This is a genomic window from Streptomyces coffeae (assembly GCF_016741875.1).
Lineage (GTDB): Bacteria > Actinomycetota > Actinomycetes > Streptomycetales > Streptomycetaceae > Streptomyces > Streptomyces coffeae.
On the sequence record NZ_JAERRF010000043.1, the window covers coordinates 1 to 21,161 of the forward strand.

Below are 21,161 nucleotides of genomic sequence, written 5' to 3' on the forward strand. Positions count from 1 at the left end.
CAACCTTACCAGATCCGTTTTCCGGTCCGTTTCTGAACCGAATTCCGATTCCGGTGGCCGTTGGAGGGCCTTCCCTTTCGGTGTTCTCGACTTTATCAGAATTCTCTGAGCCGATTTTCCACCTCCGCCTCGGGCTCCTCCGGAGGGCCATGGGCGCTCCGGGTTCCCCCGTTGGCGGAGCCGTAAACGTACTGGAGCGGGGCTCCTCGATGCAAATCGAGGAGCCCCGCTCGCTGTTCAGCGCCGCACAGGTGCTGAGGGTGTGTCAGACCTCGACCACGATGGGGAGAATCATGGGGCGGCGGCGGTAGCTGTCGGACACCCACTTGCCCACCGCGCGGCGTACGAGCTGCTGGAGCTGGTGGGGGTCGACGACGCCGTCGGAGGCGCTCTTGGCCAGGGAGTCTTCGATCTTCGGGATGACGGCCGAGAACGCGGCGTCGTCGATACCGGAGCCACGGGCCTGGATGTGCGGCCCGCCCACGATCTTGCCGGTCGTGCTGTCGACGACGACGAACACCGAGATGATGCCCTCCTCGCCGAGGATGCGGCGGTCCTTCAGCGAGGTTTCGGTGACATCGCCGACCGTGAGGCCGTCCACATAGACGTATCCGGCCTGGACCTTGCCGACGATCTTGGCGGTGCCGTCGACGAGGTCGACCACCACACCGTCCTCGGCGATGACACAACGGTTCTTCGGAACGCCGGTCAGGGCGCCCAGTTCGGCGTTGGCCCGCAGATGGCGCCACTCACCGTGCACCGGCATCAGGTTCCGGGGCTTGCAGATGTTGTAGAAGTACAGCAGTTCCCCGGCCGAGGCATGGCCGGAGACATGGACCTTGGCGTTGCCCTTGTGGACAACGTTGGCACCCCAGCGGGTCAGACCGTTGATGACCCGGTAGACCGCGTTCTCATTGCCCGGGATCAGCGACGACGCGAGGATCACCGTGTCGCCCGGGACAATCCGGATCTGGTGATCGCGGTTGGCCATCCGGGACAGCGCGGCCATCGGCTCGCCCTGGGAGCCGGTGCAGACGAGCACCACCTCGTCGTCCGGGAGGTCGTCGAGCGCCTTCACGTCGACGACAAGGCCGGCCGGGACCCGCAGATAGCCGAGGTCGCGCGCGATGCCCATGTTGCGGACCATCGAACGGCCGACGAAGGCGACCCGGCGTCCGTACTCGTGGGCCGCGTCGAGGATCTGCTGGATGCGGTGCACATGGCTGGCGAAGCTGGCGACGATGATGCGCTTCTGGGCGTTGGCGAACACCTGGCGCAGCACATTCGAGATATCGCGCTCGGGCGGGACGAAGCCGGGGACCTCGGCGTTGGTGGAGTCCACCAGCAGCAGGTCGATGCCCTCCTCGCCCAGCTTGGCGAAGGCGGGCAGATCGGTCAGCCGGCCGTCCAGCGGGAGCTGGTCCATCTTGAAGTCGCCGGTGTGCACGGCCATGCCGGCCGGCGTGCGGATGGCAACCGCGAGGGCGTCCGGGATGGAGTGGTTGACCGCGATGAACTGGCACTCGAAGGGCCCGACGCGCTCGCGGTGCCCTTCCTCGACCTCGAGGGTGTACGGACGGATCCGGTGCTCCTGGAGCTTGGCCTCGATCAGCGCGAGGGTCAGCTTGGAGCCGATCAGCGGGATGTCCGGCTTCTCGCGGAGCAGGAAGGGGACACCGCCGATGTGGTCCTCGTGGCCGTGGGTGAGCACGATGCCGTCGATGTCGTCGAGACGGTCCCGGATGGAGGTGAAGTCCGGCAGGATCAGGTCGACTCCGGGCTGCTCCTCCTCGGGGAAGAGCACTCCGCAGTCGACGATCAGCAGCCGGCCGCCGTACTCGAAGACCGTCATATTGCGGCCGATCTCGCCGAGGCCGCCGAGCGGGGTGACCCGCAGACCGCCCTCGGGGAGCTTCGGCGGGGGGCCGAGCTCAGGATGCGGATGACTCAAAAGACTCTCCTCACCACACACGCCACATGCCCCCAGGGGCACATGGCGCGCATGACATTCGTGCACTTGCTGATGTGTCTGTATGCAGTTGTGAAGTATGAAGGTGTGACTGTCGCGTCTTTGATTAGAGCTGTACCCCGCCGGCGGCAAGATCGCGCCTGAGCTGTTCCGTTTCCTCGGGGGTGAGGTCGACGAGCGGCAGCCGCAGCGGCCCCGCGGGCAGGCCCTGGAGGGCCAGCGCGGCCTTTGTCGTGATGACGCCCTGGGTGCGGAACATCCCGGTGAAGACCGGGAGCAGCTGCTGATGGATCTCCGTTGCCTTCGCGACGTCGCCCGCGAGATGGGCTTCGAGCATCGCGCGCAACTCGGGGCTGACGAGGTGCCCGACGACGGAGACGAAGCCGACCGCGCCGACCGACAGCAGCGGGAGGTTCAGCATGTCGTCGCCCGAGTACCAGGCCAGGCGCGAGCGGGCGATGGCCCAGCTGGCGCGGCCGAGGTCGCCCTTGGCGTCCTTGTTGGCGACGATGCGCGGGTGCTCGGCGAGCCGGACGATGGTCTCGGTGCCGATCGGGACGCCGCTGCGGCCGGGGATGTCATAGAGCATGACCGGCAGCCCGGTGGCGTCGGCGATGGCGGTGAAGTGGCGGAGGAGGCCCTCCTGCGGAGGCTTGCTGTAGTACGGCGTGACCGCCAGCAGGCCATGCGCGCCCGCCTGCTCGGCCGCGCGGGCGAGCTCAAGGCTGTGCGCGGTGTCGTTGGTGCTGGCACCGGCCACGACATGGGCGCGGTCGCCGACCGCCTCCACCACGGCTCGTACGAGCTGGGCTTTCTCCACATCGCTGGTGGTGGGGGACTCGCCGGTGGTGCCGTTGACGATCAGGCCGTCATTGCCGGCGTCCACCAGGTGGGCGGCGAGTCGCTGGGCGCCGTCGAGGTCGAGCGTGCCGTCCGAAGTGAATGGCGTGACCATGGCGGTCAGCACCCGCCCGAAAGGGGTCTGCGATGTGGAAGTCGGTGCCATGGGCCCCACGCTACTCGTAGCGCGCCCCGCAGTGCTCCCTCGGGGCGGTGGACGGAGCGAAGAGATGGGACCCGGCACTGCCTGCTCGGGGGTTCAAGCAGTGCCGGGCCCGTTTGTTCAGCCTAGATGAACTTCTCGAAACGCCGCAATACGGACACTTCGCTCCGGTGACGGGGCGGAGCGGCTAGGGGGCAACCCGGCCGTTGGCGTTGAAGGCCGCATGGGTCAGCGGCATCAGCCGGGCCCAGTGCTCCTCCATCAGCTCCCCGACCATCTCGATCTCGCGCTGCGGGAAGGTCGGCACGGCGGCCTGCTCATGCTGGGTGCGCAGCCCCAGGAAGTGCATCAGCGAGCGGGCGTTGCAGGTGGCGTACATCGAGGAGAACAGGCCGACCGGGAGCACCGAGCGGGCCACCTCACGAGCGACCCCGGCGTTCAGCATCTCCTGGTACGCCTCGTACGCGTGGCGGTACGCGTCCTCCATCACCCGGCCGGTCAGCTCGTGCTGCGCCTGGGTGCCCTCGACGAACTCGTACTTCCCCGGGCGGCCCTGCTGGACCAGCTTGCGGGCCTCCCCCGGAATGTAGAACACCGGCTGGAGCTGGCGGTAGCGACCGGACTCCTCGTTGTACGACCAGCCCACGCGGTGCCGCATGAACTCGCGGAAGACGAAGATCGGGGCGCTGATGAAGAACGTCATCGAGTTGTGCTCGAAGGGGCTGCCGTGGCGGTCCCGCATCAGGAAGTTGATCAGCCCCTTGGACCGCTCGGGGTCCTTGGTGAGCTCCTCGAGGGATTGCTCCCCCGCGGTGGACACCCGCGCGGCCCACAGGACGTCGGAGTCAGCGGCGCTGTGCTTGACCAGCTCAACGGTCACATCGCTGCGGAACTCGGGCTTATCGGTCTCGGTGGGGCTCTCGGTCACCGACGGGTCCTTCCGTATTGCGTCGCTCGGGGCGGGCCCAGCTTACGGGCCGCCGCCGACAGTTCCGTGCCGCGCGGACCCGGCGGACCGAGCGGAAAAATCTTGATTGAAGTTGTCGAAACAGGGCACCTCGGGCCTCGTTCATGCGTCCTATCGGTCAGAAGTACCCAAGCTCGAGGTTCCAAGGAGAGCCCGCACATGTCCCGCCGGCGAGAGCCCGTGCCGTTCGCCTTCGTCGCCGAAGCCGACCGTTTCCGCAGCAATGTCACCCCACCCGCCCGCCCCCGCGCCACACCGTCCCAGATTGCCGGCCGCACCCTGATCGGACTGACGATCGTCGCCGGTTTCATCGGCTCGCTGATGTTCGGCATGCCCGCTCTGGACAGCCAGTCCCATCCCACCAGCCAGACCCAGCGGTCGCAGGCGTCGGACGGCCGCTGAGCCGCTGAGATAGCCTCACCCAGCACAGGCCCATCCGGACGTGTGTGTGAGTGAGGACCTCTCGTGCCCCTGCCCTTCCTGACTGCCGACCGCGCCCTGGACGACGAAACGGGCGGCGCACCGGACGATTCCGCATACGAGGACCTGAACCGGTGGCGCCGCCCGTACCGTCCGGGCCCCTGGCGGGTCGGCGGAGCAGCACTGCTGCTCCTGCTGGCCTCGTACATACTCTTCTCCGCGATGATCATCGCGATGGCGGGATCGCTGCCCGCCGCCGGAATCTGTGTCGCCGTGGCCGCTCTGGTGATCGTGTTCGCCGTCCGGGTGGTGCACTCCGGTGTGCAGGTCAGCGCCCACGGTCTGCGTCAGGTCGGCGTCTTCACATCGACCACGGTGGCCTGGCCGCGGATCGCGGCCCTGCGCACGGCCCAGCAGCCGGTCCGCTGGCTGGGCCTGCCGCGCACCGTGCAGGGCCAGGCCGTGATCGCCGAACCGGCGGACGGCGGTGCGACCCGCACCCTGATCTCCAGCCACAGCGCCGACTTCCTGGCGCGCCCGGAAGGGTTCGACATGGCCGCCGACGCCCTCGAGAGCTGGGCGGCCGCCTACCACCGCTGACCGCACGGGCCCGGTGTCAGCGGGCTCGTACCGGCCTGCCGTCGCGCAGCGCGATGGCACGCTGCATCGCCTTGCGGGCCCGCGCGACATCCCGGGCGTCGTGGTAGGCCACCGCAAGCCGGAACCAGGAGCGCCAGTCGTCCGGGGACTCCTCGGTCTCGGCCCGCCGCTTGGCGAAGACCGCGTCCGCGGAGTCCCGGACGATCCGCCCGCCGGGGGTGCGCTCCAGTTCGTCCACCGGAAGACCGCCCTCGGCCTCCAGCTCACGCGCCAGCCGGTTGGCGTTCCGCGCGAACTGCGTGGTCTGCCACAGGAACCAGCCGCCGATGAACGGCAGCACCAGCACCGCGAGGCCGAAGGCGATGGTGACCGGAGTGCCCTCCTGGATCAGCAGCACTCCGCGGCTGCCGACCAGGACGAAGTACACGACCAGGACGGCCGCGAGGACGAAATACGTGATCTTTGCGCGCACCGGTGGCCCTCAGTCCAGATCGAGGAAGTGTTCCAGGCCGAAGGTCAGGCCGGGGGTGGTCACCACGCGCCGCGCGCCGAGCAGGATGCCCGGCATGAAGCTGCTGTGATGGGTGGAGTCATGGCGGATGGTGAGCGTCTCGCCCTCACCGCCGAGCAGGACCTCCTGATGGGCGAGGAGTCCGCGCAGCCGCACCGAGTGCACCGGTACGCCGTCCACGTCGGCGCCCCGCGCTCCGTCCAGACCGGTGGCCGTGGCGTCCGGCGCGGGAGCGCAGCCCGCCTCCCGGCGTGCCTCGGCGATCAGCTGGGCGGTGCGGGCGGCGGTGCCGGAAGGCGCGTCCACCTTGTTGGGGTGGTGCAGCTCGATGACCTCGACCGACTCGAAGAACCGGGCGGCCTGGCGGGCGAACCGCATGGTGAGCACCGCGCCGATGGAGAAGTTCGGCGCGATGAGCACCCCGGTGCGGGGAGAGGCGTCGAGCCAGCCGCGCAACCGCGCGAGGCGCTCGTCGGTCCAGCCGGTGGTGCCGACGACGCCGTGGATGCCGTGCCGGAGGCAGAACTCGAGGTTGTCCATGACCGAGCCGGGCTCGGTCAGCTCCACCGCGACCTCGGCGCCCGCGTCGGTCAGGGTCTCCAGCGAGTCACCGCGGCCGAGGGCGGCGACCAGCTCCATGTCCTCGGCGGCCTCGACAGCCCGTACGGCCTCGGAGCCGATCCGGCCCTTGGCACCGAGGACGGCCACGCGCAGCTTGCTCATCGTTTCTCTTCCTTCGGTTCCGATGCGGCTAGGCGACGGCGTCGTCGAGGCGGGCCGCCTGCTTGTCCTTCAGCGGGCCGATGACGGACAGCGAAGGACGCCGTCCCAGTACATCGCGCGCCACCTCGCGCACCTCGTCGGGGGTGACCGCGGCCATCCGCGCGAGCATGTCGTCCACCGACATCTGCTCGCCCCAGCACAGCTCGCTCTTGCCGATGCGGTTCATCAGCGCGCCGGTGTCCTCCAGGCCCAGCACCGTGGAGCCGGAGAGCTGGCCGACGGCGCGCCGCAGCTCGTCGTCGGTGAGGCCGTGCTGCGCGACCTGGTCGAGCTCGTCGCGGCAGATCTTCAGCACATCGTGCACCTGGCTGGGGCGGCAGCCCGCGTAGACGCCGAACAGTCCGCAGTCGGCGAAGCCGGAGGTGTAGGAGTAGACGCTGTAGGCGAGTCCGCGCTTCTCCCGGACCTCCTGGAAGAGCCGGGAGCTCATACCGCCGCCGAGCGCCGCGTTGAGCACGCCGAGCGCCCAGCGCCGGTCGTCGGTGCGCGGGATGCCGGGCATGCCGAGGACGATATGCGCCTGCTCGGTCTTGCGGTTCAGCAGCTCCACCCGGCCCGCGGCGCGGATCGTCCGGGAGCCGCCGCGCGGGGCGACCGGGACCGCGTCGCTACGGGTCAGGGCGCCCGCCTTCTCGAAGGCCCCGCGCACTTGGCGGACGACCGTGGCGTGGTCCACATTGCCCGCGGCGGCGACGACCAGATGGGTGGGGTCGTAGTGCTTCTTGTAGAAGCGGGCGATCTGATCGCGGCCGAGGCCGTTGACGGTGTCGACGGTGCCCAGGACCGGGCGGCCGAGGGGGGTGTCACCGAGCATGGTGTGCGCGAAGAGGTCGTGCACACAGTCGCCCGGGTCGTCCTCGGTCATCGCGATCTCTTCGAGGACCACTCCGCGCTCGGCGTCCACGTCCGCGGCGTCGATCACCGAGCCGGTCAGCATGTCGCAGACCACGTCTATGGCCAGCGGCAGATCGGTGTCGAGCACGCGCGCGTAGTAGCAGGTGTACTCCTTGGCGGTGAAGGCGTTCATCTCGCCGCCGACCGCGTCGATCGCGGAGGAGATGTCCAGGGCGCTGCGCCGCCGGGTGCCCTTGAAGAGCAGATGCTCCAGATAGTGGGTGGCGCCGTTGAGCGTGGGGGTCTCATCGCGCGAGCCGACGTGTGCCCAGATGCCGAAGGTGGCCGAGCGGACGGACGGAAGGGTTTCGGTGACGATGCGCAGGCCCCCGGGGAGGGTTGTCCTGCGGACCGTCCCGATGCCGTTCTCGCCGTGGAGAAGCGTTTGGGTACGGGCGACGGCCCGCCCCTCCGAAGAGGGGCGGGCCGTCGTCACGTCTGCGCGGGACGTCACTTGGCGCCCGCGGCGGAGCCGCTGTCGGCCCCCGCGTCCTTCGCCTCGTCCTTGTCGTCTTCGCCCTCGATGACCGGGTGCAGCGAGAGCTTGCCCCGCTGGTCGATCTCGGCGATCTCGACCTGGACCTTGGAGCCGACCGCGAGCACGTCCTCGACATTCTCCACGCGCTTGCCACCGGCCAGCTTGCGGATCTGCGAGATGTGCAGCAGGCCGTCCTTGCCCGGGAGCAAGGAGACGAAGGCACCGAAGGTGGTGGTCTTCACGACCGTGCCCAGGTAGCGCTCGCCGACCTCGGGCATCGTCGGGTTGGCGATGCCGTTGATGGTGGCGCGGGCGGCCTCGGCGGCCGGGCCGTCGGCGGCACCGATGTAGATGGTGCCGTCGTCCTCGATGGTGATCTCGGCGCCGGTGTCCTCCTGGATCTGGTTGATCATCTTGCCCTTGGGGCCGATGACCTCACCGATCTTGTCCACGGGGATCTTCACGGTGATGATCCGCGGGGCGTTGGGGGACATCTCGTCCGGCGTGTCGATGGCCTCCATCATCACGTCGAGGATGTGCAGCCGGGCGTCGCGGGCCTGCTTGAGGGCCGCGGCCAGGACGGAGGCCGGGATGCCGTCCAGCTTGGTGTCCAGCTGGAGGGCGGTCACGAACTGCTTGGTACCGGCGACCTTGAAGTCCATGTCACCGAAGGCGTCCTCCGCACCGAGGATGTCGGTGAGGGTGACGTAGTGGGTCTCGCCGTCGATCTCCTGGGAGATCAGACCCATGGCGATGCCCGCGACCGGGGCCTTCAGCGGCACACCGGCGTTCAGCAGCGACATGGTGGAGGCGCAGACCGAGCCCATGGAGGTCGAGCCGTTGGAGCCGAGCGCCTCGGAGACCTGGCGGATGGCGTACGGGAACTCCTCGCGCGTCGGCAGCACCGGCAGCAGCGCCCGCTCGGCCAGCGCGCCGTGGCCGATCTCGCGGCGCTTGGGGGAGCCGACGCGGCCGGTCTCACCGGTGGAGTACGGCGGGAAGTTGTAGTTGTGCATGTAGCGCTTGCGCGTCTCGGGCGAGAGCGTGTCCAGCTGCTGCTCCATGCGGAGCATGTTCAGCGTGGTGACACCCAGGATCTGGGTCTCGCCGCGCTCGAACAGCGCCGAGCCGTGCACCCGCGGGATCGCCTCGACCTCGGCGGCGAGGGTGCGGATGTCCGTGACGCCACGGCCGTCGATGCGCTTCTTCTCCTTGATGACGCGCTCGCGCACCAGGGACTTGGTCAGCGAGCGGTACGCGGCGGAGATCTCCTTCTCGCGCCCCTCGAACTGCGGCAGCAGCTTCTCGGCGGCCAGACCCTTGACGCGGTCCAGCTCGGCCTCGCGCTCCTGCTTGCCCGCGATGGTCAGCGCCTGAGCCAGCTCGTCGCGGACGGCGGTGGTGAGGGCCTCCAGGACGTCGTCCTGGAAGTCGAGGAAGATCGGGAACTCACCGGTGGGCTTGGCGGCCTTGGCGGCGAGGTCCGACTGGGCCTTGCACAAGACCTTGATGAAGGGCTTGGCGGCCTCGAGGCCGGCGGCCACGATCTCCTCGGTCGGCGCCTCGGCGCCGTCCTTGACCAGCTGGTTGGTCTGCTGGGTGGCCTCGGCCTCGACCATCATGATCGCGACGTCGCCGTCCTCCAGGACGCGGCCGGCGACGACCATGTCGAAGACGGCGTCCTCGAGCTCGCTGTGGGTCGGGAAGGCGACCCACTGGCCCTTGATCAGAGCGACGCGGGTGCCGCCGATCGGGCCCGAGAAGGGCAGGCCGGCGAGCTGGGTGGAGCAGGAAGCGGCGTTGATCGCGACCACGTCGTAGAGGTGGTCGGGGTTGAGCGCCATGATCGTCTCGACGACCTGGATCTCGTTGCGCAGGCCCTTCTTGAAGGACGGACGCAGCGGGCGGTCGATCAGGCGGCAGGTGAGGATCGCGTCCTCGGACGGGCGGCCCTCACGGCGGAAGAACGAGCCGGGGATGCGCCCCGCGGCGTACATCCGCTCCTCGACGTCGACCGTCAGCGGGAAGAAGTCGAGCTGGTCCTTGGGGTTCTTCGATGCGGTGGTGGCCGACAGCACCATGGTGTCGTCGTCCAGGTAGGCCACGGCGGAGCCGGCGGCCTGACGGGCCAGGCGGCCCGTCTCGAAACGGATGGTGCGGGTGCCGAAGGAACCGTTGTCGATGACGGCCTCGGCGTAGTGGGTCTCGTTCTCCACCAGGGAATTCTCCTCTTCTGCGTCCCTCGTCCGTGTGACGGGGGACGGTGGTGGAGCAGCGCCCCGGGCCTGTGATCCGGCGGCCGGGCCGGTCTTCGATCGAAGCCACCGGAATTGCCAGTTCCGGGAGCCACTACCGAGGACCGGCTCCTGTGGCGCCGGTACGGCGGGAATGAGGCGCTCCTCCTCGTTCGATATGGCGTTGTTGGGACCAGACTACAAAGCATCGGCCATCATCACGATGGCTGATCTGACTGGCATATACGGTGCGTAGCGGACAAAATACGCTGCGCACGGGGGTGTCCCGCCATCGGGCGGCACGTACGGCAAAGGGAGCGGCCCCCAGTCCCGGGAACCGCTCCCTCCACGGCGTCTTACTTGGCGCCCGCCGCACCACGGCGGATGCCGAGGCGCTCGACCAGCGCACGGAAGCGCGTGATGTCCTTCTTCGCCAGGTACTGGAGCAGCCGGCGGCGCTGGCCGACCAGCAGCAGCAGACCCCGGCGCGAGTGGTGGTCGTGCTTGTGGGTCTTGAGGTGCTCGGTCAGGTCGGAGATGCGACGCGAGAGCAGCGCGACCTGGACCTCGGGGGAACCGGTGTCGCCCTCCTTGGTGGCGAACTCGGCCATGATCTGCTTCTTCGTAGCGGCGTCGAGCGACACGCGGTACTCCTTGGTTTGTCATTTCAGCCGCCGAGTGCCCCTGGTCGGTGTCTCAGGGGAGCTTCCGTGACTCGGGAGGCGGGGTCCGCTGGGCGCTGTCTCCAGATCCTCTGGGGAGGCTCCGGGGGCGCGTACGCAAACGGCCGTCACACAGCGTACCAGCGTCCCGGCGGGGCCGGGCGCGGGGCCGGTCCGGACACCTGTGCTGTCCGGACCCCGGGCGGGTGGTGGCCGTCTCCCGGACGGCTAGAGGACCGGCATCGCGGTGAGCTGACCGACCTGAAGGAGGAACACCCGGTTGTCGGCTCCCGCCAGCCGCCACGCGCCATCACTGCCCTGACTGTACGGCCAGGCGATCCTTCCCTCACGGGTATCGGCCGCGACGACTCCCCTGCGGCCGGTGGAGTCCACGACTGCCCACACGCTGCGGCCCTCGGCCACCGGGGGATCGAGCGGATGCACCTCGGGGCCGACGGTCACCGTCCACTCCGCCGCCCCGGTGTCCGCACGGCGAGCATGCAGATCGGTGTCGTCCACGGCGTACACGACGCCGTCATGCAGGGCCGGAGCGCCCCAGCCGAGATCGCCGGTAGCGGTGTGCGTCCACTTCCGCTCACCGGTCGCGAGCGTGAGCGCGGTCAGCGCCTTCCCGCCCAGGTAAACGGTGTCGCCATCGACGGCTGGGGCCACGGCGGTGGTTCCGTGCCTCCTGGGGCCCCATGCCGTTCTCCCGCTCCGGGTGTCGAGGGCGACGGCCTGACCGTCGGAGCCGTGGACGACCAGCCGCCCCTTGGCCGCGGCACCCGCCGCGGGACGCCCGCCGCGCAGCCTCACCGGCGACGGGACCGTCCACAGTGTGGAGCGCGTCGCGAGTGAGACGGCCCGCAGTCGTCCCCCGCGGGTGGCGAGGAAGACGGCCTTGTCGTCCACCGCCAGCAGCGTGGCCGCGTCCGCGGGCGCCGCCGCCCAGCGCTCTTTGCCGTCCTCAGCGCTCAGTGCCCGTACGGCGCCATGGGTGTCGGCAATGAGCACGGTGTCGTCGAAAAGGACAAGCGGCCGTCCGGTCAACCCGGCGACGGCGGAGGTCCAGCGCTTGCCCCCGTCGCGGACGCCATAGGCGCGCAGCCGACGGCCCGTGGCCGCGACGACGACGAGGTCATGCACGGGGAGCGGAGTGATCTCGTCGTCGGGGTCCGAGAGGCCCGTGTCCACCGGGCCCCAGAGCGGCGTCGGCGCGCTCCCCTCCTGATGGTGCGCCAGCGGCTTCGCCGCCCATGGCCGTGTCTCCGCCTGTGAGTCGTCATGGTCCAACAGCCACCACGCGCCCGCCCCGCCCCCGGCCGCGAGCACCGCGCCGCCCGCCGCCAGCCCACCGATCAACCGTCGCCGTGAGGGTCCTGGCGCCTCGTCACCCGGCAGGGTGGCCATGCGCCTCGCGTCCGCCTCACGTCGCGCGATGTCCTCGGCCAACGGTCCGGTGCGCCACGCCCGGTCCGCGGCCCGGGGCGGTGCCAATTCCCGGGCGATGGCGTCGAGGGCAGGTCGCTTTCCGGGCTCCTTGTCGAGGCACGGCACGACCAGAGTGCGTATCGCCGGCGGTACCGCGTCCAGTTCCGGCTCGCCGTGTACCACCTGATACTGCACCGCTGCCACGTGACCGCCCTCGTAGAGCGGCCGTCCTCCCGCCGCATAGGCAAGGACCACACCGAGCGAGAACACATCGCCCGCGGGGCCCGTCCGTTGGCCGAGGACCTGCTCGGGCGCGGCGTAGCCCGGGGTGGCGAGCGACTCCCCGGTGGTGGTCAGTGTCAGCCCGTACTCGGGCCGGGCGATGCCGAAGTCGATGATCCGGGGTCCGCGGGACGTCAGCACGATGTTGGACGGCTTGAGGTCGCGGTGCACGAGTCCGGCGCCGTGGATGTCCATGAGCGTGCGCACCAGCGCGGCTCCTACGGCCCGCGCGGTCGGCTCGTCCAGTGGGCCGTACCGCTCGACGGCCTGGTCGAGGGTGGGACCGGCCAGGAACTCCGTGGCGATCCACGGCCGTCCGCCCACCATCTGCGCGGCCAGCACCCGCGCCACGCCGTCGCTCCGCACCGCCTGGGCCGCCTGCGCCTCGCGCAGGAAGCGCCGGGCCATCTCCGGCTCGTGGGCTATCTCTGACCGCAGCACCTTCACCGCCGCGAGCTGTCCCCGCACGTCCCGGCCCAGGTAGACCTGTCCCATGCCGCCCGCCCCGAGCACGCCGGTGAGGCGGTAGGGGCCGAGGCGCAGCGGATCACCGGTGCCGAGGGGGTTCATGGGTGAGGCTCCTGGAGGTCGGGATCGGGTACGAACCGGTCAGGGCAGCGGGAGGGCGCATACGGCGTCACCGCGGCCGATGATCAGCCGCTTGGCCGCGGGGTGCGTCATGATCCTCGGAAAAGCTCCGCCCCGATCGGCAAGGGGGCTCTGGAACGTCCACACCACCCGGTGAGTGCGGCGGTCGACCGCGGCGGCCCACTGACTGTCGTTGTCCGGCGAGACGTAGACATAGGCGTCGTCCGCGGCGGGGATGGCGGCGAAGGCGAGCACCGGGCCGTCACCCTTCTTCAGGTCCCACTTCAGGCGCCCGCTGGCAGCATCGAGCGCGACGAGACCGCGCTCACGCTCCGCGGAGTAGACCACACCGCCCTGGACGACGGGAGGTCCATAGCGCTGGACGCCGGGTTTGTTGTCCCTCGTTCCGAGGTCCCGCCCCGCGCCGAAGGACCACGCGCGTTTGCCGTCGGAGAGCCGCAATGCCATCAGCTCCCAGGTGCCGAGGAACAGGAGCCCCGCAGAGAAGGTGTGCCGGGCCCCCACGGACAGACCGCCCGTCAGCTTCTCGGGCACCTTGGCCGTCCAGCGGGGGGCACCGTTGCGAACGTCGATCAGGGTCACCTGCTCGCCTTGTGTCCGGATGAGTCCCGTCGTCTCCACCGGAGTGGCCACGATCTCGTCGTCCCCCGGCGTGGCGATCCGACGGCGCCACATCTCCTGCCCCGTACCGGGGTCGACGGCCGCCCGCACCCAGCCTCTGCGCGCCTTCCCCTCCACGATCAGCGCGGAATCGGTGGCCGCGAGGAACCTGGCGTCGTCCGCGGCGATTCCGCGCAGTGTGGCGAGGGGGGAGCGCACGGTGCCCGTGGCGAAGTCGACAGGGACGATGCGGAGCGTGGAGGCGCCAGGGTCCAGGGCGAACAGCCGGTGTCCGTCGGAGACCACGGTCGACTCGGTCGAGTCGGTCACCAGCTCATCGTTCACGCCGCGTTGCTTGCCGGTCCGCGCGTCGAAGCAGCGCAGCCCGGACTCGGAGACCATGGCAAGCCCGCCGCCCACCCGCAGCAGCCGGGCATCCCCGATGATGGCGCCCCCGGTTGTCTTCCACGCCAGGCGCGGCGCTCCCGTGTGGTGCGAGCCCGCGCCGCCGTGATGCGGGGAGCCGGTGGCCTTCTCCCCGCCGCCGTCGCGCAGCAGGCCCCAGGCGGCGGCGCCCCCTGCGACGAGCAGACCGCCTCCGGCGGCGAGCAGCCTCCGCCGGGCGGGGCGGGACGTCCTCGACACATCCGACACAGTGGACATGTCCTCGGTTGACGGGGCGGGCAGGCGGGAAGGCCGCACCTCCCACACGGCCGCGCCGCGCCGGGCGATATCCGCGAGCACGGCATCCGGCAGGTGATCCACCACGTCGCCGGTGCCCTCCCGCAGCTGGGACCCCAGCTCCGCCATGTCAGGCCGCTGTGCGGGGTCCTTGGCCAGGCACCGCTCCAGCACGGGGCGCAGCCCATCGGGAACCGCGGACAGCTCGGGCTCGGCATAGCGCACCCGATAGAGCAGGTCCGCGGGCTGCCCCGTCCCGAACGGCGGCCGTCCGGTCGCGGCGAACACGAGCACCCCCGCCAGGGCGAACACCTCACCGGCGGCGGTGTGTTCGCCGCCCGTCGCCTGCTCCGGAGACATATAGGCGGGCGTTCCGGCGGCCGCGCCCGTCCGGGTCAGCCGGTCGTCACCCGCCGCCCGTGCGATGCCGAAGTCGATGACCTTGGGACCGGTCGCGGTCAGCAGGATGTTGGACGGTTTGAGATCACGGTGCACCACATCCGACCGGTGGAGTTGTCCCAGCGCGTCGCACAGGGCGGCTCCGATCGCCCGTACCGCGGGCTCGGGCAGGGTGCCGCACAGGGCCACCGCGTCGTCGAGTGGCGGACCGATGACGTAGGCGGTGGCGAGCCACGGTGTGTCCGCCAGCGGATCGGCGTCCACGACCTGCGCGCCGTACTGGCCACCGATCACGCGCGCGGCGTCGGTCTCCAGCCGGAAGCGGGTACGGAACTCCGGCTGCGAGGCGAACCGGTGGTGCACCGTCTTGAGCGCCACCGTGCGCCCGCCCGGTGAGCGAGCCAGGTACACGGTGCCCATTCCGCCGCTGCCGAGGCGGGCGACGAGCTCGAAGGGCCCGATACGCGGGGGGTCGTCATGGGTGAGGGGATGAGGCATCGATATCAGTCCACGGGCAGGGCGTAGAGGGTCGCGCCGTTCACCACGACGGCCATTCCTGGTGCGCTGGTCAGGTATCCGCTGAACCCACCGGCCCGCTGACCGGTGCCCGCGGGCGCGAAGCGCCAGCGCGGTGAGCCGTCGGCCGCGTCGAACGCCGCGACCTCCGCGTCGTTCTGCTGGAACACGGTGCGCCCCGCATGGCTCAGTACGGTCTCGGCGTAGCTCGTGGCGTTGGGCGTGACGGCGGGGTCGTGCCGCCAGCGTTGCTCACCACGGCGGGTGTCGATCGCATAGGTGACGTTGTGCTCGTCGGTGGCGAAGAGGGTCCGGCCGTGGACCGCGGGGGACGTGTAGAGGTAACCCCCAGCGGTGAACCGCCAGCGCCGCTCGCCGCTGGAGAGGTCGTGCGCCTGCACGGTTTTCCGGTCGTAGGAGATCAAGAGGTCGCCGGGTGCCGTCCCCCTGATGTCCTCGGCGTCGGCGCTCACGCCGTGGTAGCTGCGCTTCCACAGCTTCCGGCCGCTCCGTGCGTCCAGCGCGAGGTAGGACCACGGCTTCTCGGACAGCGTGCCCAGCGTGCCCGGGACGAGCACGGCGCCCCGCCAGGCCACGCCCTGGTCCGAGAACTCGGTTCCACCCACCGACGGGACGGAAGCACGCCACAGTTCCCGGCGCCGCGCGACGTCATAGGCGACGAGCCTCTGCCCCGGATCCTTTCCGTTCTCGACGCTCCCGGCCAGAAACCAGAGCGTGTGCCCGTCAGCCGCCCATACCGAGATGAAGAGTGGGTGGGCGGAGCCGTCGTATCGCCGCTCGGTCCAGACGACCTTCCCTGTGCGGACGGAGACCGCCGAGAACTCGGTGCCCGAGGGCTTCAGGAAGAGTCCGCCGCTCAGCAGGGTGAGGCTGCCGCTCGGCCACAGGTCGTTGCGGCTCCACAGGTGCTTGCCGTCCCGGAGGCGCACCGCCGACAGCGACTCCTCGCCCATGAGGAGAGCGACGCTCCCGCGCCAGATCAGCGGCGGGTGATTCGGGGCCTGGTCGACCGTCAGCCGCCACAGCGGAGCGGGGGCGGTTCCGCGGACCTGGGGAACCGGCCGGCTCCGACGTGGTTCACCTGTGAGCGCTCTGCCAACGCCCGCCCCGGCCGCGCCCAGGGCGAGTCCGGCCGCGCCGGACAGCGCGCCGAGCGTGACGGCGCGCCGGGACGGCCGCGGCCGGCTTCCGGCCGGCTCCGGGGCGGCCGGCGGCGCGAGCGGCGCCGTCACCGGGTGGCGCGCCGCCTGTGCGGCCAAGGCCGCCCGAAGGACATCCGGCAGCGCCGTGCCCCCGGTGGTGAACGCACGGGCCAGGGTGCCCGGTTCCGGCCGCTCAGCGGGGTCCGGGGACAGACAGGCGGCGATTGGTGCACGCAGCCCGGCCGGCAGGTCGTCGGGGTCGGCGTCGACGCGGCCCGTCGCCGCGTAGACCAGCACGGCACCGAGCGCGTAGAGGTCGTCGTGAGGTCTCAGCGGTTGGCCCGCAGGTCGCTCGGGCGGCAGGGTGGACGGGACGGCATCGTGAGGCACCCCGACGCGGCGTCCGGCGTCCGGTGAGGCCGCGCGGGCCAGCCCGTAACCCGTCAGCCGTGGACCATCGGGTGTCAGGAGGACGGATCCCGGCGATATCCCCGCGTGGACCAGCCCGTTGGCGTGTGCGGCCGCGAGGCTCTCGGCGAGTGCCGCCCCCACGGCACGAACGGTGGGCTCCGGGAGCGGGCCGCCGTGCGCGGCGAGTGCGGCGGGCAGCGGCAGCGCGGGGACGCAGTCGTGGGCGATCCAGGGGAGGTCTGCTCCGGCCGGGGCGACGTCGAGGACAGGAGCCACCCAACGTCCTCTCAGCCGACGGGAGTTCTCGGCCTCGGCCCGAAAGCGGACCGCGTACCCGGTGTCCTCGGCGAGCGACGCGTGTGGGAACGTCAGGATCACCACACGGCCGGTCCGGTCGTCGCGCGCGAGGCAGCGCGGGGCGTCCTCGGCGTGGCCCGGCACGTCCAGGGTGTCGAGGACACGGTACGGGCCGAGCCGCGAGGGTCCGTCCTGGTCGGACCGCTCCGTCCGCAGGTCCGGATTCGGGGGTGTCATGCGTCCTTCCCTAGTCCATGGGCAGCGCGTAGACGCCGCGCCCGTCCACCACGACCACGGTGTCGTCCGTGAGTGCCACCGTGCGCCGCCGCGGCCGCGGCCCTCCCCCGGCGATGTCGGTGAAGCGCCACAGCAGCGAGCCATCGGTGGTGTCGAAGGCGTCCACCTCGGTGTCACTGGCCATGAGCAGCCTCCGTCCCGATGGACTGACCAGCGTGTCAGGAGTCGTGGGCGCCGCCTCGGTCTCCAGCGCGAAACCGTAGGCACGTTGCCAGCGGACCTTTCCCGTCCGGGCCTCGACGGCGTGCAGTGCGTAGCCGCCGTCGGCGACGTACGCCGTCTTCCCGTGAACGTACGGCAGACCGAAGTCCGTGAGGTGGCCCTTGGCGTCCTTCCCGAGTGAACGGAGGGACCACCCGCTCCGGCTGCCGTGGAGGGGGTCGAAACCACGCAGGGTGCTGGCGACGGCCGCGATCAGCGTGCTGTTTCCGTCGCTGGTGACGAACCCTTTCGTCCCGATTCCTCGATAGACCCGCTGCCAGAGCCGCTTCCCGCTCTCGCGGGCGAAGGCGATGGCCTGTCCACCGCCTTCGCCGCCACCGTCCATGGCGACCAGCACGTCCTTCAGCAGATGTCCGTCGGTGAATCCGGCGGGAAGGGTGCGGCGCCATGCCTCTCGGCGCGTGTCGACGTCAAAGGCGATCGCGGCATGACGGTCGCCACCGTCTTCTGCCCCGACCGTCACGGTGAACCAGACGGTGGACCGGTCCACCGCCAGTACGTGCCCGAGCAGGGTCTGAGCGCCGCGCCGGTAGTCCTTGCTGCGCCAGCGCACTCGGCCGGTCAGCGCGTCCAGCGCCACCAGTCCGTCGCCCGGGACGAACAGCGTCTCCGCGTCAACGGCCCACGGCGCTCCGGCGGGTCGGAGCCCGTCACGCGTCCACAGCTGCTTGCCAGTGCGCAGATCGATCCCGTGGACCGCCGTCTTCCCCGTCAGGACCACGACCCGGCCCCGCCAGATGAGGGGCGCGTAGGCGGGTGCCGCTCCCGTGACGTCGTGCCGCCAACGCGGCTGGGGCGGCGCTCCTTCGAGACGGCGGTGCGAGCGGTGGGCGGCGGCGAGGCGCTCGGCAGGGGTCGGGGGAGGGGGGTCGTCGGGCGCCGTCGCGGTCCAGGTGACGCCTGCGCCCACCGCGACCCCCGCGGTGCCGCAGACGGCACCGACGAGAAGTCCGCGCCGCGACGGCCCGATGGACTGTGACAGCTCCTCATCGTCTCGACGCGTCGCGCGCCCGTCGGCCGGTTCCGGGGAGGGCTCCCGCGCGCTGTCGACCTCCGCGTCCAGCACCGCCGAGGACTGTTCCGACAGCGCGGCGATCACCCGCCCCGGCAGCCAGCCCCGCCCCAGCAGCGCCGCGGCCGGGCTCACCCCGCCGCTGTCCCGTACGGTGGCGCTCCAGCCCGCGGGAAGCACGCTGACTCCGGGCGAGCTCCCGGGTACGCCGACGTCCGCCGCATCCGGCCCCGAGGACACAGACGGTGTGTTCACCGGCGACCGGAGACCGCGGGCCAATTCGTCCAGCAGCGCCTGAGCCGTCGGCCGGTCCGCCGGGTCAGGAGCGAGACAGGCGCCGAGAGTGTCCCTCAGTTCCTCCGGCAGCGTGTCGACGTCGGGCCCCAGCCGCCCCGTCACCGCGTACGCCAGAACCGCGCCCAGCGAGAAGACATCGCCCAAGGGGCGCGGCCGCCCGCCCGAAAGCTGCTCCGGCGGCAGTACGGCGAGGGACACCCCCGGCAGGTCCGCCCGTATCTCACCGTCCGGCCCAGCCGCTCGCACGGCGCCGAATCCGGCAAGGCGCGGACCGTCCCCCGCCACGAACACGGTGTCCGGCGCGATCCCCGCGTGGGGTGTGCCCGTGGCATGAATCCCTGCCAGCGTCTCGGTCAGGGCGGCACCAAGTGCGCGCACGGTGGCAGCCGGCAACGGACCACCGTGTGCCTCCAGTGCGGCGGGCAGCGGCAGCATGGGCAGGTACGGGGAAGCACTCCACGGTGGCTCGGTGGGGTCGCCCGCGAGTTCCACGACCGGAGCGAGCCAGCCGGGCGGATGGCTGCCGGCCAGCAGACGGGCCCGTTCCGCCTCCGCCAGGAAGCGGCCGCGATGGGCCGGGTCGTCCGCAGCCTCCGACAGCGGTGTGGTGAGCACGACCGTCCTGGCGCCGCCCGCGCTGCGCGCGACGAACTGCCGGGCCGTCACGGTGACCTCGCCCGTCCCTTGGGTCAGCCTCGCAATGAGGTGGTAGGAGCCGAGCCGCCGCGGATCGTCCGTGGTCAGCGGTTCCACACGCGCGCCCCGCCTCGCCCGGGAATGCTGAGTCCTACGTCAGCCACTGGTCAGGCTCCGCGCAGAGGAGTAGACGTCCAGCACCGCGAGGCACAGCGGCACCAGGGAGAGCAGGAAGGCGCTCTCGGCCAGGTCCGACAGACGTCCCCAGAAGGGGGAGACACCGACCCGCGGAACGATCAGGGCGATGGCGACGAGCAGGGCCGCCCCCGCCGTCACGGCCGCGGCCAGCCAGATCGTCCGGACGTCGAGCGGACCGCGGTCGTTCTCGGTGATCAGCTTGAGGACCGCGTCGGCGGGCGGGTTCAGCGACAGCCCGAGCACCAGCAGACCGAGGGAGACCAGACCCGCGCCCAGGACCGAGGCGACCTGTGCGGTGTAGCGGAAGAGCCGCGCGCGCAGCAGCATCGCGAGCCCCCCGGCGAGTGCCAGCAGCTGGCCCCACATGCTGTCGGAGAAGCCGAGGACGGCGGAGGAACCCACGACGACGGCGGAGCAGCCGCCGACCAGGCCGAGCAGCATCTCGTGGCCCCGGCGCGCCTGGGTGGCCACCCGCTCGGCGTCCAGCGGCTCGGCGGGGTGTGGGGTGACGGGGTCCAGGCTCTCGTCGGCCGCCGCATGGGGCGGGGCGTAGCCGATGGGGAGACGGGCGACGCGCGCCGAAAGGCCGGGCAGGAAGGCGATGGCGCCGATCGCCACGACGGAGCAGACCGCGGCGGTGTCGGCGGGGCCGGCCTCGGTGAGGATCGCGCAGAAGGTGGCCAGTGTGCCGACGCTCGAGGCGAACACGGCCGCGACGAACGGGGCGTCACCCCGCGGCATGGCGGCGACCAGGGCGACGGAGGCGATGAGCACGGTGGCACAGCCCAGCAGGAACTGAAGACGGCCGACGCCCTCGCCCTTGTCCAGGGCCAGCAGGCCGGAACCCGCGATCATCAGATGCGGAAGGGCGCCGAGGCCGAGCGCGACGGCGGAGGCGCGGTCGTCGTACACGCGCGCCCGCACGCCCGCGAGGGCGGTCAGCAGCAGGCCCACCGAACCCGCGATGATGCCCGGCAGCCCATGCATGTCGTGCCGCAGCGGGTCGGCGAACCAGAGCACGAAGCCCATGAGGACCAGCAGGAAGGAGCCACCGGCCAGGCCCGCGGCGCGCAGGAAGCCGTCCCGCCACAGGGTGCGGTCACGGGTGACGGCGGAGGCGATGGCGTCGGAGACGTCGTCGTAGACGGCGGGCGGCAGCGACTCGGCGAACGGACGCAGGGACAGCAACTCACCGTCCAGCACCTGCTGGGCGACGAGCGAGCGCGAACCGTCGAGCACCGTGCCATTGCGCCGCACCAGGTGGTATCCGGTGGGCGCGCCCGCGGGCTGGGTCTGACCGGTCAGCCGGAGGATCTCGGGGCAGACATCGGCGACGGGGACGTCCTCGGGGAGCGCGACGTCGATGCGGCTGTCGGGCGCGACAACAGTGACTCTGCAGAAACCGGTTGTAGCGGACGTACTCACCCTCAGGGCCCCCTTGTTCGGTCTTCTGCCTCGCTCGATGATGCGCGCGGCGGCCACCCTACCCGGGTCATCACACGGATACGTCGATAGGATCGCTGTCTCGCGGAGGGAGGCCGTCGCCACGGGGGTGCCGGACGAGAACTGTCCCTGCCGCGTGGAGGGAT

General features: G+C 71.1%; 15 protein-coding genes. 2 read left to right on the forward strand and 13 right to left on the reverse strand.

Annotated features, from left to right (window positions below; genetic code table 11):
- Positions 1-265 precede the first annotated feature (265 nt).
- The 3 genes from JK363_RS38115 to thyX form a co-directional block, all read right to left on the reverse strand.
- Positions 266-1,951 (reverse strand): ribonuclease J, encoded by a 1,686-nt coding sequence (locus tag JK363_RS38115; RefSeq protein WP_201882646.1) that lies wholly within the window; start codon positions 1,949-1,951, stop codon positions 266-268.
- A 124-nt stretch (positions 1,952-2,075) separates the two neighbouring features.
- Entirely contained in the window at positions 2,076-2,975 is a 900-nt protein-coding gene (gene dapA, locus JK363_RS38120; RefSeq protein WP_201882647.1) for a 4-hydroxy-tetrahydrodipicolinate synthase, read from the reverse strand.
- A gap of 184 nt (positions 2,976-3,159) precedes the next feature.
- Positions 3,160-3,900, reverse strand: a complete 741-nt coding sequence (thyX, locus tag JK363_RS38125) for an FAD-dependent thymidylate synthase (protein WP_201882649.1) — start codon at positions 3,898-3,900, stop codon at positions 3,160-3,162.
- 198 nt (positions 3,901-4,098) lie between these two features.
- On the opposite strand from thyX, the gene JK363_RS38130 reads away from it, so the two are divergent.
- Positions 4,099-4,341, forward strand: coding sequence for a hypothetical protein (locus tag JK363_RS38130; RefSeq protein ID WP_201882651.1), 243 nt, complete (start codon positions 4,099-4,101; stop codon positions 4,339-4,341).
- 63 nt (positions 4,342-4,404) lie between these two features.
- Entirely contained in the window at positions 4,405-4,959 is a 555-nt protein-coding gene (locus tag JK363_RS38135) for an SCO5741 family PH domain-containing membrane protein (RefSeq protein ID WP_201882652.1), read from the forward strand.
- 16 nt (positions 4,960-4,975) lie between these two features.
- On the opposite strand, the gene JK363_RS38140 is transcribed toward JK363_RS38135, so the two are convergent.
- From JK363_RS38140 to eccD, 10 genes are all read right to left on the reverse strand, one after another.
- The gene (locus tag JK363_RS38140) at positions 4,976-5,431 is read right to left on the reverse strand and encodes a tetratricopeptide repeat protein (protein WP_201882653.1); all 456 of its coding nucleotides are present in this window, start codon (positions 5,429-5,431) and stop codon (positions 4,976-4,978) included.
- Positions 5,432-5,440: 9 nt separating this feature from the next.
- Positions 5,441-6,193 (reverse strand): 4-hydroxy-tetrahydrodipicolinate reductase, encoded by a 753-nt coding sequence (dapB, locus tag JK363_RS38145; protein ID WP_201882654.1) that lies wholly within the window; start codon positions 6,191-6,193, stop codon positions 5,441-5,443.
- 28 nt (positions 6,194-6,221) lie between these two features.
- A complete protein-coding gene (locus JK363_RS38150) occupies positions 6,222-7,601 on the reverse strand; it encodes a M16 family metallopeptidase (protein WP_201882655.1) in 1,380 nt (459 codons plus the stop codon).
- Positions 7,598-9,841 carry a polyribonucleotide nucleotidyltransferase gene (locus JK363_RS38155; RefSeq protein WP_201882656.1) on the reverse strand — a complete coding sequence of 748 codons (2,244 nt, stop codon included), beginning with the start codon at positions 9,839-9,841 and terminating at the stop codon, positions 7,598-7,600. The genes JK363_RS38150 and JK363_RS38155 overlap by 4 nt, the downstream gene beginning before the upstream one ends.
- A gap of 374 nt (positions 9,842-10,215) precedes the next feature.
- Positions 10,216-10,503, reverse strand: coding sequence for a 30S ribosomal protein S15 (rpsO, locus tag JK363_RS38160; RefSeq protein WP_030414166.1), 288 nt, complete (start codon positions 10,501-10,503; stop codon positions 10,216-10,218).
- 246 nt (positions 10,504-10,749) lie between these two features.
- A complete protein-coding gene (locus JK363_RS38165; protein ID WP_201882657.1) occupies positions 10,750-12,804 on the reverse strand; it encodes a protein kinase domain-containing protein in 2,055 nt (684 codons plus the stop codon).
- A 39-nt stretch (positions 12,805-12,843) separates the two neighbouring features.
- Entirely contained in the window at positions 12,844-15,021 is a 2,178-nt protein-coding gene (locus tag JK363_RS38170; RefSeq protein ID WP_201882658.1) for a serine/threonine-protein kinase, read from the reverse strand.
- A 5-nt stretch (positions 15,022-15,026) separates the two neighbouring features.
- Positions 15,027-17,147 (reverse strand): outer membrane protein assembly factor BamB family protein, encoded by a 2,121-nt coding sequence (locus JK363_RS38175; protein WP_201882659.1) that lies wholly within the window; start codon positions 17,145-17,147, stop codon positions 15,027-15,029.
- A gap of 10 nt (positions 17,148-17,157) precedes the next feature.
- A complete protein-coding gene (locus JK363_RS38180; RefSeq protein ID WP_201882661.1) occupies positions 17,158-19,491 on the reverse strand; it encodes an outer membrane protein assembly factor BamB family protein in 2,334 nt (777 codons plus the stop codon).
- 39 nt (positions 19,492-19,530) lie between these two features.
- Positions 19,531-20,997, reverse strand: coding sequence for a type VII secretion integral membrane protein EccD (eccD, locus tag JK363_RS38185; RefSeq protein ID WP_201882670.1), 1,467 nt, complete (start codon positions 20,995-20,997; stop codon positions 19,531-19,533).
- Positions 20,998-21,161: the final 164 nt, after the last annotated feature.

Excerpts from the sequence above, each read along its gene's own strand:
- JK363_RS38170 (WP_201882658.1), bottom strand. The coding sequence starts at position 15,021 with ATGCCTCATCCCCTCACCCATGACGACCCCCCGCGTATCGGGCCCTTC.
- JK363_RS38175 (WP_201882659.1), bottom strand. The coding sequence starts at position 17,147 with ATGACACCCCCGAATCCGGACCTGCGGACGGAGCGGTCCGACCAGGAC.
- dapB (WP_201882654.1), bottom strand. The coding sequence starts at position 6,193 with ATGAGCAAGCTGCGCGTGGCCGTCCTCGGTGCCAAGGGCCGGATCGGC.
- JK363_RS38130 (WP_201882651.1), top strand. The coding sequence starts at position 4,099 with ATGTCCCGCCGGCGAGAGCCCGTGCCGTTCGCCTTCGTCGCCGAAGCC.
- JK363_RS38165 (WP_201882657.1), bottom strand. The coding sequence starts at position 12,804 with ATGAACCCCCTCGGCACCGGTGATCCGCTGCGCCTCGGCCCCTACCGC.
- dapA (WP_201882647.1), bottom strand. The coding sequence starts at position 2,975 with ATGGCACCGACTTCCACATCGCAGACCCCTTTCGGGCGGGTGCTGACC.